The organism is Acetobacterium wieringae, from assembly GCF_023700225.1.
GTDB classification, from domain to species: Bacteria; Bacillota; Clostridia; order Eubacteriales; family Eubacteriaceae; genus Acetobacterium; species Acetobacterium wieringae.
In genome coordinates, this window is the sequence record NZ_CP097897.1 from 3447394 (window position 1) to 3462449 (window position 15056).

The following is a 15056-nucleotide window of genomic DNA, read 5'->3' on the forward strand; positions in this document are numbered from 1 at the left end:
CTTACGTTGGGATAATTCTTAGTCTAAATAAACGCTGAAAATAAAATCAGATAGCGGTCACTAAGGCTTTTTAGCGGTATGTTCAGATCCGCCGGGGTACAGTTTAGCCTGGCTACCGTTTCTGCGATGGTAAAGCGGCCAGCTCCAGCCAGAATGTCAAGTTCGACCGGACTGAAACCATTGATATCCAGCAGCGAAAAATCCGGAATCATCTGGATCACTGCGTTATTTTTCTCCCACTCACTCAGTTCATGCCATTCTTTTAACAGGCCTTGATACTCGATCAGTTTTTGATAATAGGCCACCATAATCGGGTCTTTGGCATAGATAAATTTAAGATAGCCCGCGGCAATGCCATAGTTAAAGGCCAGCTTAAAGTCCGTGTAAATCCGTGTTTTAGGAATCAAACCCTCTTTAAACTGCTGTTTCATTTTATTAGAAACCGCCGTAATCAATCGGGAACGCGCCATGCAGATTTCCGGTAATGACAGGGCCTCGGTATGGTTGACCGGAAAATCCTCGAGGTTGGTCAGACATTCGCGATCTTCCAGCGTGATTCCAAATTTTTCGGGGTGCTGATAAATCTCGGTACCGGGCAGGGGCATAATAAAGGTAGTTGAGATGTCGAGCATCCCCGGTGCCAGCTCCAGCAGCGCCAGCACTGTCTTTGTGGTCTCAGCCAGGCTAGCAGGGCTTTCAAAGGCCCCACCAATAATATAGTTGCCAGTTAGCTGGGGTAAGCCCTCGGCGTAGCAAAGCTCGACCACTTTTTTGATATCAGCGGGGCTGGCCTGTTTACCATAGGCTCTCAGCACATCAGCCACTCCAGATTCCATCCCGATCTGCATCCGCACCATGCCGCTGTCAATCATTTCCCGGATCAGCTCGGGGTGTTTGACCAGGAATCCGGGATGGCCTTCACAAAACCAGACAAAATCATATTTTTCCCTAAGCGCTTTCAAGCCAGCTAAGATCTGCTTCAGTCTGACCGGATGGGTAGTAAAGGTATCGTCACAAAAAAACAGGTAGCGGGGGCGGGTGCTTCTTTTGAGTCGTTCTTCAATTTCAGCCAGAACATCTTCGGCCCGACGCAGCCGCAGGTTTTTGGAATTTCCGCCCTCAAAACAGAAGGCACAGCGATAGGGACAACCGCGTGCCGTAATTACTGACAACAGCGGTACCGCTCCTTAAACTCAAGGACGTCTTCGTTGCGGGGGCATTCATATTTGGCGAAATCCTCCAGATAGACGTAATCGGCATTCTCATCTAACCGAAGTTCGCCCGGGATAAGCACATCTTCACCCCGAACCCTGGCACTTAGCCAGGCTAAGAGGGTTTCTTCACCTTCGCCCTTAATAATCGCATCGGCCTGATATGTTTTTAGATCTTTTTTCGTCATATGCAGGGTTTGGGGACCACCCACCACCACATAAAAGTGCTCATGCTTTTTTAAATCACTACAAATCGCCGCCACTGCCGAACGATTATCAAAATCACAGTAGAAACAGACCGCAAAGAGGCGGTCTTTCAGATTTTTGATGGTTTTTACCACATCGGTTGTAATGCCGGTGTAGGCTTTGGCCTTAAAACCATTGGCATTGAGCTGGGCCGCCAGGGTTAAAATCCCCAGGTTTTCAATCATTTCAAAGGTTCGTCCCCGGATCATCCGTTGGGTATAAATGAGTAAAACTTCGGGTTTACTGCTTATGGTTTCCGGTATAAAATCCACTTATAACCCTCCATTTTATTCAGGGCTTGCTGGGCCTGATTGTAAAAATCAGGATTTTTGCCCAGGGGATCGAGCTTCATTCTGCCCTGCCTCAGCACTTCCTTTTTTGACAGTTTGCCATTGCAAAGTTTTAGCAGGGTATAGTCGATTTCATCCAGCACCTGATTAAATATCTGCGGCTTTTTCGCCGCTGATATCAGTGTAAAGCCATAGTTCGAAGGTGCGGTGAACGACAGCATCTTCATCATTTTTTCCCAATTGAGCATGAAGAAGGTACTCCTCCGAGGCCCGCATTTTCCAGTAGGCATCGTCAATCGGAATATTTTTATAGACATAATCATTCCAGCGGGTAAAAACGCCATATTGTCGACCGAGACGATACGAATCGAGAATTACCGCTTCGGGAATTTTTCCGTCAAAGTAAATTTTACGCATTTCATTCTGTAACCGCTTATTGGCCTGCAGGCGAATCGTTGTCAGATCGGTAAAATCCAGTGTTTCGGTGCGGGACAGGGGAATATCCTCATTACAGCAGTCAATCAAATTCTCATAAATGGCCATCCCGAATTTCTCCGGATGAAGGGTAATTGGGGTTTTGGGGTAGGGCAGAAACGAAAAATAAGCGGTTTCAAACTGACCCGGGGCATTATAGAGCAGTTCCATAATCAATGACTCCGATTCGGCGATGGTTTCCCGGGTTTCATGGGGGCCGCCCAGAATAATATTGCCGGAGATCCCGTGAATCCCCGATTCAACACAGTGATTGATAACATCCACCGCCATCTTCCGGGTGATTTTTTTATTATAGCTTTTTAACACCTGGTCACTGCCGGATTCCAGCCCAAAAAAGATTTTGACAAGACCGGCATCAGCCAGATGCTTAGCCATCTCGCGATGCTTATCAATGGTCGAAATGTGAGCGCTGGCAAACCAGACAAAATCGTAGTCTGTGCGGATTTCACTTATTTCGTCACAAATCTGATCGACCCGCTTATGATCAAGGGTAAAGGTATCATCGAGAAAGTTAATATAATTAATGGCCGGGTTGCGTTTGAAGTTGGCTCTGATTTCATCCATCAAGGATGGCACAGAGTGACGGCGAACCCGTTTGGCATTGGCCCCTTCATAGCAGAAGGTACAACCAAACGGACAGCCCCGACCGGTTAAAATCGGCAGTAGGCCGAAATGCTTGTAATCATTGGTCAGGGTGATGTCGGGCCAGGGAATTGCATCAAGTTCTTCCGGCGGCTTTCGCGGCTCATTTTCCACCAGGGCGCCCGTTTCATCAAGGAACACAATTCCCTGAATCGCTTCGAGCGAACCCTTCCTGCCTATAAAATAATCCATCAGCTCCAGGATCGTCTCTTCCCCTTCACCGATACAGGCTGCTGCGATGGCGGTATCCCTTAAAAATTCAGCGTCCATCCCGGCTGTCTGCGGACCCCCAGCCAACAGAATCACCTCGGGATAGCGCTTTTTAACTTCCTGGGCAAAGGTTTTGATCCAGTGAATATTGTTAAAATCACAGTAGAAGCCGATAATTTTGGGTTTTTCCGCTGTTTCCATCAATGCGACCACATAATCCAGGGCTTCTTTGGCATACCCCTGAAACATCTCGGCCTGATAGCCCTTTTGTCTTAATAATTGGGTCAATATATTCATTCCCAAATTACTACCAGGAATATAACCGCTGACATAGCGGTGTGATTTGACAAGCAATATATCCATAACTTTTTCTTCCCCCTTTGAAGTGCTGACTGTAAGCATAAAGTCAACACTTCGAAGGGGCAGAACCCCTTCTTTTTACTAAGCTCGAGCGGTTTGTGTTGCTGTGAATGCGTAGTCTACGCCAACAATACTTAAGCCACCAGCAGCCTGATCCAGTTGATCATCGCTGATTGGTTGTTTTGTCTGTGCTTCTTTAAAAGCAGCATCAAATTCAGCTGCGGTACAGCTGTAACCCAATTTTGCAACCACTGCATCAAATTCTGCTTCAGTTTTAGCACCATCAAGTTGTTTTGCCAAAGCCTCATCGGTTAATACTTTTGCAGCCAATGCTTTTGCACCATCAATACTCATTTTCTTCCTCCTTTTTAAAAGATTTTGGCTAAATCACAAAATGTGTCAGCCAATATTTAAAATCAAATTGATCCAGCAGATCAACTAATTTTCCATGGAATTCAGCCGGATCGTGATACGGGCCACCGAAATGTTCATATAATTCGACTTCGATCTCGGCCAGACTTCTTTTCCCGGCACAACGCAGCAGCAGCTCATACTCCAGCGGTGATAGCGCCATCCCATCCAGTTTGGGAAAGCCTTCGGTAAAGGTCATCGTGCGCCATAATTCAAAGGTGCGTTGGGGATAATCGCTGGAAAAATCCATCGATCTTTCAAAGGCCTGACCTTCATTAAGATACAGCACATAATAGTATTCATAGGCTCTGGGATTAGCGGCAATTTCCTCAAACCAGCGGCTGCGGATGCCATATTTCAGGGCGGCGTTAAATTGCTTTTGCACCACCTCATTTTTTAACGCATGATTTTTGATTTTATTCTGCATACTTTGGCGGATCACCTTGTTGAGTTCCTGACGCATGTTCATGATCTGATCCTGGCTGCATCCTACTGGGGTGACAAAGGGATAATCATCGCCGGACAAGCGGCCCGACTGATCATGCAGTACTAAATTAAACTTCTCCGGATTATCCATGATTTCGGTACCCGGATAGGCTCTTAAAAAGCCAGTGATGATATCAATAATACCCGGAGCCCGATCGATCAGGGTTTTTATCAGGGTTGCGGTTGCCCCCGGGCTTTCCGCTGGCCCGCCGACAATAAAATTAGTGGCAATCTGGGTCAGCCCACAAGCAGCGGCGTAGGTGACAAATTCAACGATGTCATCAATCTTGACGTGCTTGTTGTAGGCATCAATAACCTGCTGATCGCCCGACTCAATCCCAATCTGCAGCCGAACCAATCCGGCATCGATCATCGTTGGCAGAATGTCCATCCAGTTTTTGATTCGGCCGACATGGCATTCGCAATACCAGACCAGGTCGCGGTCTTTGCGGATTTCCCTCATCCCCCGGCAGAATTCTTCAATCCGTTCCCGACTGAGAGTAAAGGCGTCATCCATAATAATAATGTATTTAAGTTCCGGATTGTTTTCTAAGTTGAGTTTAATTTCTTCCAGAACCAGCGGGATGCTGCGCAACCGCACCTGCTGTTTGCCGGGGCTGGGGGCGCAATAGGCGCATTGGTAGGGACAGCCCCGACCGGTAAAGATCAGTTTGCCATAGGCGTGGTCAATATGCAGGGAAGCGTGGTAGGCTGGCAATGGGAGGGCATCCAGATCTTTGATAATTTCCGGCGGGGTGACCGTAAAAACCCCGTCCCTGATCATCCCCAGTCCGTTAATCGCATTTAAATTGCCCTCATCGTTTAACACCGCCTTTAAGAGCAGCGGCAGTGACACTTCACACTCACCGCTTAGAATATAATCGGCCTGGCTTTCTTTAAGAAATTGCCCATCCAGTGCGATACTCTGAGGGCCGCCGACGATAACGGGGATCTCCCAGCCGTTTTTAATCTTTCGCGACAAATCAGCAATCAGCGAAACATTATCAAAATCACAGGAAAAGCCCACGGCGTCCGGCTGGTTCTGTTTGACTTGCTCGAGCAGCTCTTCCGGTTTTCCATGAAAAACCAGGGGTTCAAAACCCGCCGCTTCCAGCGCTCCGGCCAGATAAAAGAGCCCCAGATAATCATGAACCCGGGTTTCATATTTCTTTGACACATTACAAAGGAGTATCTTCATTTTATTACCCTTTTTCTAGAACGGAACAACAAGAAGCCAATATTTTTTATCAAAAACTTTCAGGGTTTCAATGATCCGTTCCATTAATTCATCCTGCCCTTCACCAAATGGTTTACCAAAACGCTCATAAAGCAGCTCGGTCATGGTGGCAATGGTGCTTTTGCCGGTTGCGTATTTCATGATTTCATATTCAAAGGGTGATAGTGCCTCCCCCCACAACAGCGGATAGCCCTGGGAGAAATCAACATCCCGCCACATCTCAATTAACCGCTGGGGCCGCCAGTGCGGCAGTTCCTGGCGATCCACATCGACGATCCGACTGGCAGCCTCCCGGGCCAGCATGGTGTAGTAGGCCGTTAAGGTCGGTTTATGATGCGATATAATATTAATCCAATATTTAGGGCCATTTACCGCCAGCGCTGTTTGGTAGCATCTTAAAATATCTTCATGTGTGAGCTCCCCATCATTCAGCATGATTTTGACTTCATCGACAAAACTCTGAAGATATTCCTGATAGGCCCCCATGATCTCCCGGCGATCCATGGTTTCACTGTCCATCATCGGGTAATCAGAAATGCTGCTCAGCCCCTGCCGGTCATAAATTGTCAGGCCGTATTTTTCAGGGTGTAGGCCGATATCCGTCATCGGATAAGGCATTACGATACTGGGGGCAATTTCCATCATCCCCGGGCCCAATCGCAACAGCTTGGCTCCAAAAGCCTTATTTTTTTCAATATGTTCCCGGTTTTCAAAGGGCCCACCCACCAGCAGCGCCCCAAAGACCTGTTGCACCCCGGCATCATAGGCCGCCTTCACAACGGTTTCGACCATTTCCGGGGAAATATTTTTGCGGTAAACTTTGAGCATCTCTTTATCCACCGTTTCAATACCGATTTGCAGCCGGTTAAGACCGGCGTCCACCATCGCCTTTAATACTTCCGGGCGGCTTAAAGACACGACATCAGCCTCACAATAGAACTGGAAGGGCCGGATTGCCTGCAAGGCTTTGGCTTCCCGGCAAAACGCATCCAGCCATTGGGGATTAGTGACCAGGGTATCATCACAGAATTTAAAATAACTCAGCTCCGGGTATTTTTGCAGAAAATATTTCATTTCGGCTATGACGTTGTCGACACTACGCTGTCGCATCGGCCGTTTTAAGGCCCCTTCATGGCAGAAAACACAGTGGTAGGGGCAGCCCCGGCTACTCATCAGATAGAGACTGGAAAAGTCAATCGGGGTGATGCTTTTGTCATAGGCCGGAAAGGGCAGTTCATCAAGATTTTCCACCACCGGGCCTTCACCCATATCAATTGCCTGGCCACTCTCGTTTAGATAAAAGATACCGGGAATCTTATCAAGACTTTGCTGGGCTTTTATCGCCTCCAACACCGCCACCATCGCCAACTCGCCTTCACCCCTGACAATGGCGGTGGCTTGTGACTGGCGCAGATAGTCTTCATCCAGAGAAATTGCTTCCGGTCCGCCTATCAGCACCGGAATCCGATAGGTCTCGGTAATGGCCGCACTGACTTTTTTAACCACGTTCTTGTTTTCAAAATCCACCGAAAAGCCGATTCCACAAATTTCATGAAAGGGGTAGCGTTTCAGGTAATCGATGGTCTGATCGGGTCGGCATTCACAGACAATGGCATCATAGCCATTGGCATCAAGATAGCTGGCCAGGCCATAAATGCCCAGAAAGGCACCATTTCGGCTGAAGCCAGCAATTTCCATCCCAATTGTTGATAATTTAAAAAGTATGAACTTATTTTTCACAATGTTCTCCCCGGTTGTTTCCCGAACCTGCCACTGCTGATCGGTTGTCTGGGCGGTCAGTGCCCCCGATAAAACGCACATACCGACCTGCTCCAGTTTTTTAATCGTCTGCAACAAATGCTCTTTAAAAGCTTCAAAGTTTTCAAAACTGTGCTGATAGGCTGGGAAAAGTATTTCGGCCATCTCCAGCATGGACACTTTGCCAGAACTGTATTTTAATACTTCAAATTCAAAGGGGGAATAGACAAAGCCATTTAATACCGGAATCTCGGCCGCCAGCTCGGGGGTTAGCGACAGTAGCGCAATCCGCTGGGGATGAGTCGCAAACACCGTCTCCTCGTCATAGTCTTTGGTCAGCTTGTCACCCCGGATCCGGGCCTTGTACTGGGCATCAAAATAGGGGTAGCGGGAGTAAGCCAGTCCCTGCCACATGCCGCTGAGGCCATATTTTTCACTGAGGGCATAGCTTTTTAGAATCACTTCATCGGGAATTTCACCGTCACTGAGCATCTTGCGCATCAGCCGGGTGTTCATTTCGAAAAATTCATTCCGGGCGGCACAGATTTCTTCAATGCTCAGGGTGGCGGTTTCAATCACCGGAAAATCCCCCACTGAGGTCAGAGCCCCTTCATCCTTGACATAAATACCAAAAGCTTGGGGATTTTTGGACATCGCCGTTTCCGGGAATGGCATATAGAAAGTGCTGACCACCTCCACCATCCCGCGACCGGCTTTAATCATTTGATTGACGGTATCAAAGGTATAGTCCAGACTTTCCCGGGTTTCCAGAGCGCCGCCAATGATAATGTTGCCGACCAGCTGGGGCAGTCCGGCAGCTTGACAGATTTCAATGACCTCAAAGAGGCCTTCCCGTTTGATCTTTTTATTATAGATATCAATAATATGCTGATTACAGCTTTCAATGCCGATCTGCATCCGTACCAGCCCGGCATCGACCATCATTTTGACAATTTCCGGGTATTTAATGACGATGTTGACATGAGCATCGGCAAACCAGACAAAATCATACTCTTTCCGCAGTTCTTTTAATTGTTCGCAAAAGCTTCGCACCCGTTCCTTATCGAGCGTGAAGGTATCATCACCGAAAAAGATGTACTTCACGTTGGGGTTTTGTTTCAGCCGACAGCGGATTTCCTGCATCACATTTGCGACACTGCGGCGTCTTACATTTTTGCTGTTTCCGCCCTCATAACAAAAAGAACAGTGGAAAGGACACCCTCGTCCTGACATGACTGCCATATGATTGATGCCCTGATGTTGGGCCGATTTAATTGTCCCGGTAATAATTGGCAGTTCATCAAGATTTTCAATGGCTGGATAAATGCCATTATCATAATAACTGCCATCACTTCGGAGTGAACAGAGTCCCGGAATACGCTCCCAGTTTTCGATTGCTTCATTTTGCAGGGCATGGATGGCCTCAAAAAGCGAATATTCCCCTTCTCCCCGCATGATTGCGTCAGCCTGACTGGCCCGCAAAAAATCCTCCCCTAAACCAACGGTCTGGGGGCCGCCCACCAGTACAGTAGCGCTATAACGCCTTTTAATTTCCCGGGAAAAACTTTCAACCGCTGACTGATTCTCATAGTCACAGTATAAACCGACCACAGTATTACTATCGGAGCCGGTTGCTGCCAGAAACTCCAGCCCTTTTAACAGCTCCCCTGAAAAAACCGCCACCTCAATCCCTTTACTGGCCATCATTTCCGCCAGCGACATATGACCAATCGGCTCAATTTGGGTAATCGAATGGGTTCGGGTTCCGCGATGAATCAGCATCAGTTTCAAGTTGATCGTTTTCACTATGTGCCTCCAGTTCAATTTATTCACTTTATTTGTATTGTATCCGCATTTTCGTAATTTTTTTATTCACAGTGTATTCTTTTTTTACGGTTTTGTCTATTGCTTTTTTGTTAAAACCACTGCACTTTTTAGCTTTTGCTGTTTTTTATAATTTCTGGCTTCCACTTCTCATTTTTTGTTAAATCACCGATCCTGATAAACGGTTCTGGCTTAATGCCATGGGCCGCAATCATTTTTTCCATCCAGATCATGTCATACCAGGTTTCCAGCTTGTAGCCACATTTAGAAAAATGACCAATGGTTTGATAGCCCAGGTGTTCATGAAAACCGATACTGCCGGGATTGGGATAGGCAATGCAAGCATAGAGATTCGTGATGTTCTGCTTTTTTAAAACTGCCTCAAGCGCCTGATAGAGCTTTTTACCCACCCCACTTTGACGGCTGTGCTGTTTAACATAGATGGTGGTTTCCACCGCCCAGTCGTAGGCCGCCCGGTTTTTAAACTCGGAAGCATAGGCATAGCCGAGGATTTCAGCTCCCCGAACGGCCACCAGATAGGGATATTTCATCATGGTTTTTTGCATGCGCTGCTTAAATTCTAAAAGCGTCGGCACGGTATATTCAAAAGTGATGGCCGTTTCCCGGACATAGGGCGCATAAATATTTAATAATGCTTGCGCATCGTCTAGCTCTGCCCAACGGATAGTGATGTCTGTGTTCATATTTATAACCTTCTTTTCTCAATATTAACTGATTTATTATATCATTATTAAAACTAACGTAAAAGAAGCCCTTCAAATTTTGTGTATGAAGGGCTTCTCTACTTTTAAAATCTACATTTTTATTCAACCGAATTTTGTTTTCAACTTTATTTTATAAAACTCTTAACCACTTCCTCCGGCATCATGGTTCGCTCGACAATTTCCGCCTCGGTCATCCCCTGGTCATAAAAACGCCGACACACCATGGCCATGCTTTCACCCACTTCAATAATATGATAATCCGGATCATAGAAGCGAATGGACCGCTGACCCCAAGCCGCTTCCTCCACATCGTGCAAATATTCAATCTCCGGAAAATTTTTTAGATGTGCTAAAAACTCATCCAGATTCTCTTCCTCAAAATAAAGTTCCATATCGTTACCCCGATAGACAATCTCTTTTTCGTCCCGATGGATAAATTTTGCCCAAAGGGCCTTATCCTGAAGCGAAAACCCGGCATTAAAAGTAATATTCTCACCAAAATCCATCACCACTTCCAAACCAAAAACATCACAATAAAAAGCCCGGGAATGATTAATATCATTCACTACCAGCATCGGTGCTTCAAATTTCATAACTACTTCCTCCTCGTTTTTTAATCATTATAGCTCCACAATCACGACACCTGTCTGTCATGTTTGAAACAATCATTGGTATTTTTTACAGATTTTTTTTGTGATCATCAAAAATTCATTTCTCAGCGCTTCCGGTTCAATTAATTCGACCCCATCACCAAAACTCAGCAGCCAACTAAAAAGATTCTCCCGGCTGGAAAAACAGAATTCGAAACGAAGTTTGCCCGTTGTGGTTATCTGATAGCAATTTATCCCATATTCGTCTATGAGCCGCCATTTCATTGCGGGGTCAAAGTCTGCCACCAATTGAATCTGACTGGGCATGGCCAATTGCTCCTGGCTGTTATATTCCGGCAGATCCCGGGGTTCATAGGTTTCGTCCAGCACCTGCAAATCCCAGAGCCGGTTAAGCTTAAAGTGACGATAATCGGACCGCTCCCGACAATAGCCCCAGATGTACCAGGACGACCATTGATAAACAATCAAGTATGGTTCTATCTGTCGGCCACTTTCGCCTTTGGGTGAGTAGTAATAAAAAGCAATCATCCGCCGCTGGTCAATGGCTTGTTTGATCATTTCAAATTTTGGTGCCAACGAATTTTTGTAGTGCGAGGACAGATCAATGACAATGTGGTTAGACGGCCGGGCCGCTCCCCGATCCACTGCCAGTTTATCAATTAATTGCCGATACTGATTGGTTCCGGCCACACTGTCCAGACTTTTCAGTCCGGTCAGAATCGACTGTAGTTCTGCTGATGACAGCAGCGTTTTATCGATCTTATAACCTTCCATAATGGCAATACCGCCATTCGCTCCCTGAGTCGTTGTCAGCGGAATTCCGGCCTTGCAGATGTCTTCAATATCCCGGTTAATGGTTCGACGGGAGACCTCAAATATTTCAGCCAGGTAGGGGGCAGTTACCTGTTGCTGTTGTAGCAGGATGGATAATATTCCAATGAGTCGGTCTATTTTCATTTGCAAATCCTCTGCGATTCTTTTAAAATCTCCTCTTTCTTCTGCATTAACCTGAAAAAAGGCCCCGCAGCTCTTCTTGAGATGCACAGACCTTTACTAAAACTCATGGCTCAAAATATTCAAAAATGATTGCATCAAATTTTTTCTTGCAATACTCAATGTCATCGGTATCCTGGACTGTCCATCCGACCAATCTGCCAGTCAGCAGATGGAACAGGCTAAGCCCCAGTTTGCGCCGGGCGTCGCCATGATGGAAAGCCATAAAATGAGGACGGCATATAAAATTGGTAGCAAATGAAATGATTAACAACCATTGCCACAATTTGACATCCAATCCCTTGAGACTTTTGCGCCCCACCGATAGCTGACCTCTGACCACATCGGGCCGATTTTTATAAAACCACCGAACAATTAGCGGTTGAAAGGATTCGACACAATATAAGCCCTCATACTGATCCAGATACGCGGCAGTTTTTGAGCACAACTCGTTGAGGTTCTTGGTATTTTTCAGTTCGACAATCAATGGAACCTGTCCATCAACCATGCTCAGCACCTCTTCAAACAAGGGAATTTTTTCCTCCGTGTTTTCGAGATTATAAACCAACAATTCCTCATAAGTGCAGTCAGTTATGAGTTTATCGACCCCACACAGACGCAACAGGTTGTCGTCATGGAAGACGATAATCTTGCCATCAGCGGTTAAATTTAAATCCATCTCGATGCCATAACCAGCCGCCACTGCTTTCTTAAAGGCCGCCATGGAATTTTCCGGAATCGATTTATCCTTCTCGTGCAATCCCCGATGGGCATAATAACTGGTCCAAAGACGATCATCAACCTCCTTTGGCATTCTGCCCGGAAGCAACAGCAAAATATAAATAATAAAGATGGCTATAATTGCCAAAATATACAGTGTCATGTTCCCTCACCCACTTCTGTTAAGCTAATTCCAATCAGTTCCTTTCTCTCAAATTTAAATCGCAACACCAAACCATTAAATCAATACTTTGGTAATCGCCAAAGTATTTTTATGTTCGTATTTCTTTATTTACCCCTTTATTCTCTCAAGCAATCATTAAAACTAGATTAGTATTGTGACTATTTTGTGTTAAATCGAATGGTGCGCAGTTAAGGCCTGAAGAACTCAAAAATAATTACATCAAAAAAATCCATACACCATACCTGATCATCATTATCCCGCACCGTCCAGCCAACCAGTTTTCCCCCAAATTGCCGAAACAGCCACAAGCTGAGTCGATGATGCGCATCTTCGTGCTTATAGGCGATAAAATGAGGCCGGGCGACTACATTTGTCACCACTGAGGCAATCAATAGACGCTGCCATAGCGGTGTACCACCAAGATTGCGATAGCCAGCTGATAGCTGGCCTCTGATTACCTCGGGTCTGTTTTTATAAAACCAGCCAACGATCCCAGGATGAAAGGACTCAATGCAATATACACCGCCATAGCCATCCAGTAGCGCTGCGGTTTTAACACAGAGTTTCCGCCACTCTTTCGTATTCTTCAGTTCAATAATCAGTGGAACCTGACCCGCTACAAGCTGTAGCACATCTTTTAATAGCGGAATGGTTTGTTCTGTGTTTTCAATATGATACTCCGAAAGCTCTGTTGATACGCATTCGGTGATCAATTTGTCAACACCACAAACCCGAAGCAAACTATCATCGTGAAATACCACCACTTTTCCATCGGCGGTAAGGTTAACGTCCAGTTCCATGCCATATCCCGCTTCAACCGCTCTGGTAAAAGCCAGAATGGAATTTTCTGGAACTGTCCTACTTTTTTCGTGCAGACCGCGATGGGCATAATGACTCTTCCAAAGAAGTAAATTTGAATGATTTGGCAATTTAGCTGGCGAAATCATAAAAAGATAAAGAAGGCTCAATACAACCAGCGCCAACATTAGATAAATAATCATCGAATTCTCCATCTCAACCAGATTATCACCTTAATCGGCCACATCAAACGCTTCCAGCTTGGATGCCCCTATAATCGGTTTGGAATCCCCATGCTTAACCTGCATCATCGTTAAAAATGCCAGACCCACAAACAAAGCGCCATAGGGCATCAGGGTGTGATAACCAAGATGTTCTAAGAGGGCGCCTGAGGCGATCGGGGTCACAACCTGGGCAGCCATCGATGCTGTATAATAATAACCCGTGTAACGGCCAACATTAGCGCCTTTGGACATTTCCAGCACCATTGGCAGGGAATTGACATTGATGGCCGCCCAGGCGATTCCAGCTAAGGCAAAGGAAACAAATAACATCGGGTTAAAGGCGGTATAAAAAGCTGCCGTGGCAAAGACGGTTACCAGTACCGCCACTCCCATCAGGATGATTTTTTTACGACCTACCTTTGAGGAAATAATCCCTACAGGAATAAAAGAAATAATTGCCGCAATACTGGCTACCATCAAAATTAAAGCTGTTTGGGATTCCTTCATTCCCAAAGAAACCATGGCATATTTTGAAAATGCCGAGGTCACCGCATTATAACCCATAAACCACAGAGCTACCGATAAGAGGATAAAAATCAGACTCCTTCGATACGCTTTCGGTAGCTTTTCATGGGTTACCAGAGTTTCATCATGCTCTGCCTCTTCAACATCAATCCCCATATTTGCACTGTCATGCCGCATTTTTATCACTGCGGCCGGCTCGTTAACCGTCAGTTTGAGAATAATAACACCCACCACCATCACCGCAGCTGTGCCAAGAAAAAGGGGCCAGTAGTTAATGTTGTCCTTGTCCGGGGCCAGTAGCGCCACCATTCCCAACACCAGAATCCCCCCAACTGCCCCCATCAGATTAATCACCGCATTTCCCTTGGAACGCAGTGGTTTCGGGGTAACATCCGGCATCAGGGCTACCGCGGGCGAGCGGTAAAAAGACATTGAGAGTAACACTAACCCCAACGCCACAATAAACAAAATCAGCTTATTGGCCATCACGGCATAGGGGATCAGAAGCATGGATACTACGGCCATGGCCGTACCTCCTAAAATATAGGGCATCCGTCGCCCCATTTTAGTGTTGGTATTGTCAGAAAGCATTCCAAACAACGGTAGCATAAATAAGGCCAGCACATTGTCAAACGACATAATCACCCCGGCCATTGTGTCCTTAAATTCGAAGGCTTTTAACATAATCATCGGAATCACAAAATCATACAGGCTCCAAAAAGCACTGATGGTCATAAACCCCAGACCAACTAATACAGTGAGGCGGTAATCCAGCTTCATCAACACGCTCCTTTTTCTATCATGAAAAAAGTATAGCATCCGCCGCATCATTTATCAACGCACTTAACCAATCTTTAATAAATCTTCATAATTTGCCAGTATTATTTCCTACTAATCTTCCCATCTCCAAAAATTGATGCTTGCCATTTTTTTGCATTTCCCATACCAGAAACAGTATTCCTGTTTTCTTAAATAAAGCCCTAACCCATCATGGCCTGCTTGTCAAATGAATCCCTAATTGGTATAATATAGGTTCTTAATATGACTTATGCTTTTGGATGCATCACTTCTGATGCATCCATTAAATTTTTATAAGATCCTGGGAG

At 45.9% G+C, this 15056-nt stretch carries 13 protein-coding genes; all 13 read right to left on the reverse strand.

Going from position 1 to position 15056, the window contains the following annotated elements:
• Positions 1 to 23: 23 nt before the first annotated feature.
• Entirely contained in the window at positions 24 to 1172 is a 1149-nt protein-coding gene (locus CHL1_RS16895) for a B12-binding domain-containing radical SAM protein (protein WP_250934130.1), read from the reverse strand.
• A complete protein-coding gene (locus tag CHL1_RS16900) occupies positions 1163 to 1729 on the reverse strand; it encodes a radical SAM protein (protein ID WP_250934131.1) in 567 nt (188 codons plus the stop codon). Before CHL1_RS16900 ends, CHL1_RS16895 begins: the two co-directional genes overlap by 10 nt.
• The gene (locus CHL1_RS16905) at positions 1705 to 1995 is read right to left on the reverse strand and encodes a hypothetical protein (RefSeq protein WP_250936319.1); all 291 of its coding nucleotides are present in this window, start codon (positions 1993 to 1995) and stop codon (positions 1705 to 1707) included. Before CHL1_RS16905 ends, CHL1_RS16900 begins: the two co-directional genes overlap by 25 nt.
• Positions 1895 to 3457, reverse strand: a complete 1563-nt coding sequence (locus tag CHL1_RS16910) for a B12-binding domain-containing radical SAM protein (RefSeq protein ID WP_250934132.1) — start codon at positions 3455 to 3457, stop codon at positions 1895 to 1897. The genes CHL1_RS16905 and CHL1_RS16910 overlap by 101 nt, the downstream gene beginning before the upstream one ends.
• A 78-nt stretch (positions 3458 to 3535) precedes the next feature.
• Positions 3536 to 3808: a Nif11-like leader peptide family natural product precursor gene (locus CHL1_RS16915; protein WP_070370812.1), complete on the reverse strand. Its 273-nt coding sequence runs from the start codon at positions 3806 to 3808 to the stop codon at positions 3536 to 3538.
• 28 nt (positions 3809 to 3836) lie between these two features.
• Positions 3837 to 5549: a B12-binding domain-containing radical SAM protein gene (locus CHL1_RS16920; protein ID WP_250934133.1), complete on the reverse strand. Its 1713-nt coding sequence runs from the start codon at positions 5547 to 5549 to the stop codon at positions 3837 to 3839.
• 15 nt (positions 5550 to 5564) lie between these two features.
• Positions 5565 to 9152 (reverse strand): B12-binding domain-containing radical SAM protein, encoded by a 3588-nt coding sequence (locus tag CHL1_RS16925; RefSeq protein ID WP_250934134.1) that lies wholly within the window; start codon positions 9150 to 9152, stop codon positions 5565 to 5567.
• Positions 9153 to 9280: 128 nt separating this feature from the next.
• Positions 9281 to 9874: a GNAT family N-acetyltransferase gene (locus CHL1_RS16930; protein WP_070370809.1), complete on the reverse strand. Its 594-nt coding sequence runs from the start codon at positions 9872 to 9874 to the stop codon at positions 9281 to 9283.
• Between the two features lie 146 nt (positions 9875 to 10020).
• The gene (locus CHL1_RS16935) at positions 10021 to 10488 is read right to left on the reverse strand and encodes a VOC family protein (RefSeq protein WP_148638539.1); all 468 of its coding nucleotides are present in this window, start codon (positions 10486 to 10488) and stop codon (positions 10021 to 10023) included.
• Positions 10489 to 10560: 72 nt separating this feature from the next.
• Complete coding sequence (locus tag CHL1_RS16940) at positions 10561 to 11463, reverse strand: helix-turn-helix transcriptional regulator (RefSeq protein ID WP_148638540.1); 903 nt, start codon at positions 11461 to 11463, stop codon at positions 10561 to 10563.
• 103 nt (positions 11464 to 11566) lie between these two features.
• Entirely contained in the window at positions 11567 to 12382 is an 816-nt protein-coding gene (locus tag CHL1_RS16945; RefSeq protein WP_250934135.1) for a glycerophosphodiester phosphodiesterase family protein, read from the reverse strand.
• A 209-nt stretch (positions 12383 to 12591) separates the two neighbouring features.
• Positions 12592 to 13404, reverse strand: a complete 813-nt coding sequence (locus tag CHL1_RS16950; RefSeq protein ID WP_250934136.1) for a glycerophosphodiester phosphodiesterase family protein — start codon at positions 13402 to 13404, stop codon at positions 12592 to 12594.
• Positions 13405 to 13434: 30 nt separating this feature from the next.
• Complete coding sequence (locus CHL1_RS16955) at positions 13435 to 14730, reverse strand: MFS transporter (protein ID WP_250934137.1); 1296 nt, start codon at positions 14728 to 14730, stop codon at positions 13435 to 13437.
• Between the last annotated feature and the right edge of the window lie 326 nt (positions 14731 to 15056).

Bases quoted from the DNA above. Each gene is read 5' to 3' on its own strand.
- CHL1_RS16905 (WP_250936319.1), bottom strand. From the start codon at position 1,995: ATGCTCAATTGGGAAAAAATGATGAAGATGCTGTCGTTCACCGCACCT.
- CHL1_RS16910 (WP_250934132.1), bottom strand. From the start codon at position 3,457: ATGGATATATTGCTTGTCAAATCACACCGCTATGTCAGCGGTTATATT.
- CHL1_RS16915 (WP_070370812.1), bottom strand. From the start codon at position 3,808: ATGAGTATTGATGGTGCAAAAGCATTGGCTGCAAAAGTATTAACCGAT.
- CHL1_RS16920 (WP_250934133.1), bottom strand. From the start codon at position 5,549: ATGAAGATACTCCTTTGTAATGTGTCAAAGAAATATGAAACCCGGGTT.
- CHL1_RS16930 (WP_070370809.1), bottom strand. From the start codon at position 9,874: ATGAACACAGACATCACTATCCGTTGGGCAGAGCTAGACGATGCGCAA.
- CHL1_RS16935 (WP_148638539.1), bottom strand. From the start codon at position 10,488: ATGAAATTTGAAGCACCGATGCTGGTAGTGAATGATATTAATCATTCC.
- CHL1_RS16940 (WP_148638540.1), bottom strand. From the start codon at position 11,463: ATGAAAATAGACCGACTCATTGGAATATTATCCATCCTGCTACAACAG.
- CHL1_RS16945 (WP_250934135.1), bottom strand. From the start codon at position 12,382: ATGACACTGTATATTTTGGCAATTATAGCCATCTTTATTATTTATATT.
- CHL1_RS16950 (WP_250934136.1), bottom strand. From the start codon at position 13,404: ATGATTATTTATCTAATGTTGGCGCTGGTTGTATTGAGCCTTCTTTAT.
- CHL1_RS16955 (WP_250934137.1), bottom strand. From the start codon at position 14,730: ATGAAGCTGGATTACCGCCTCACTGTATTAGTTGGTCTGGGGTTTATG.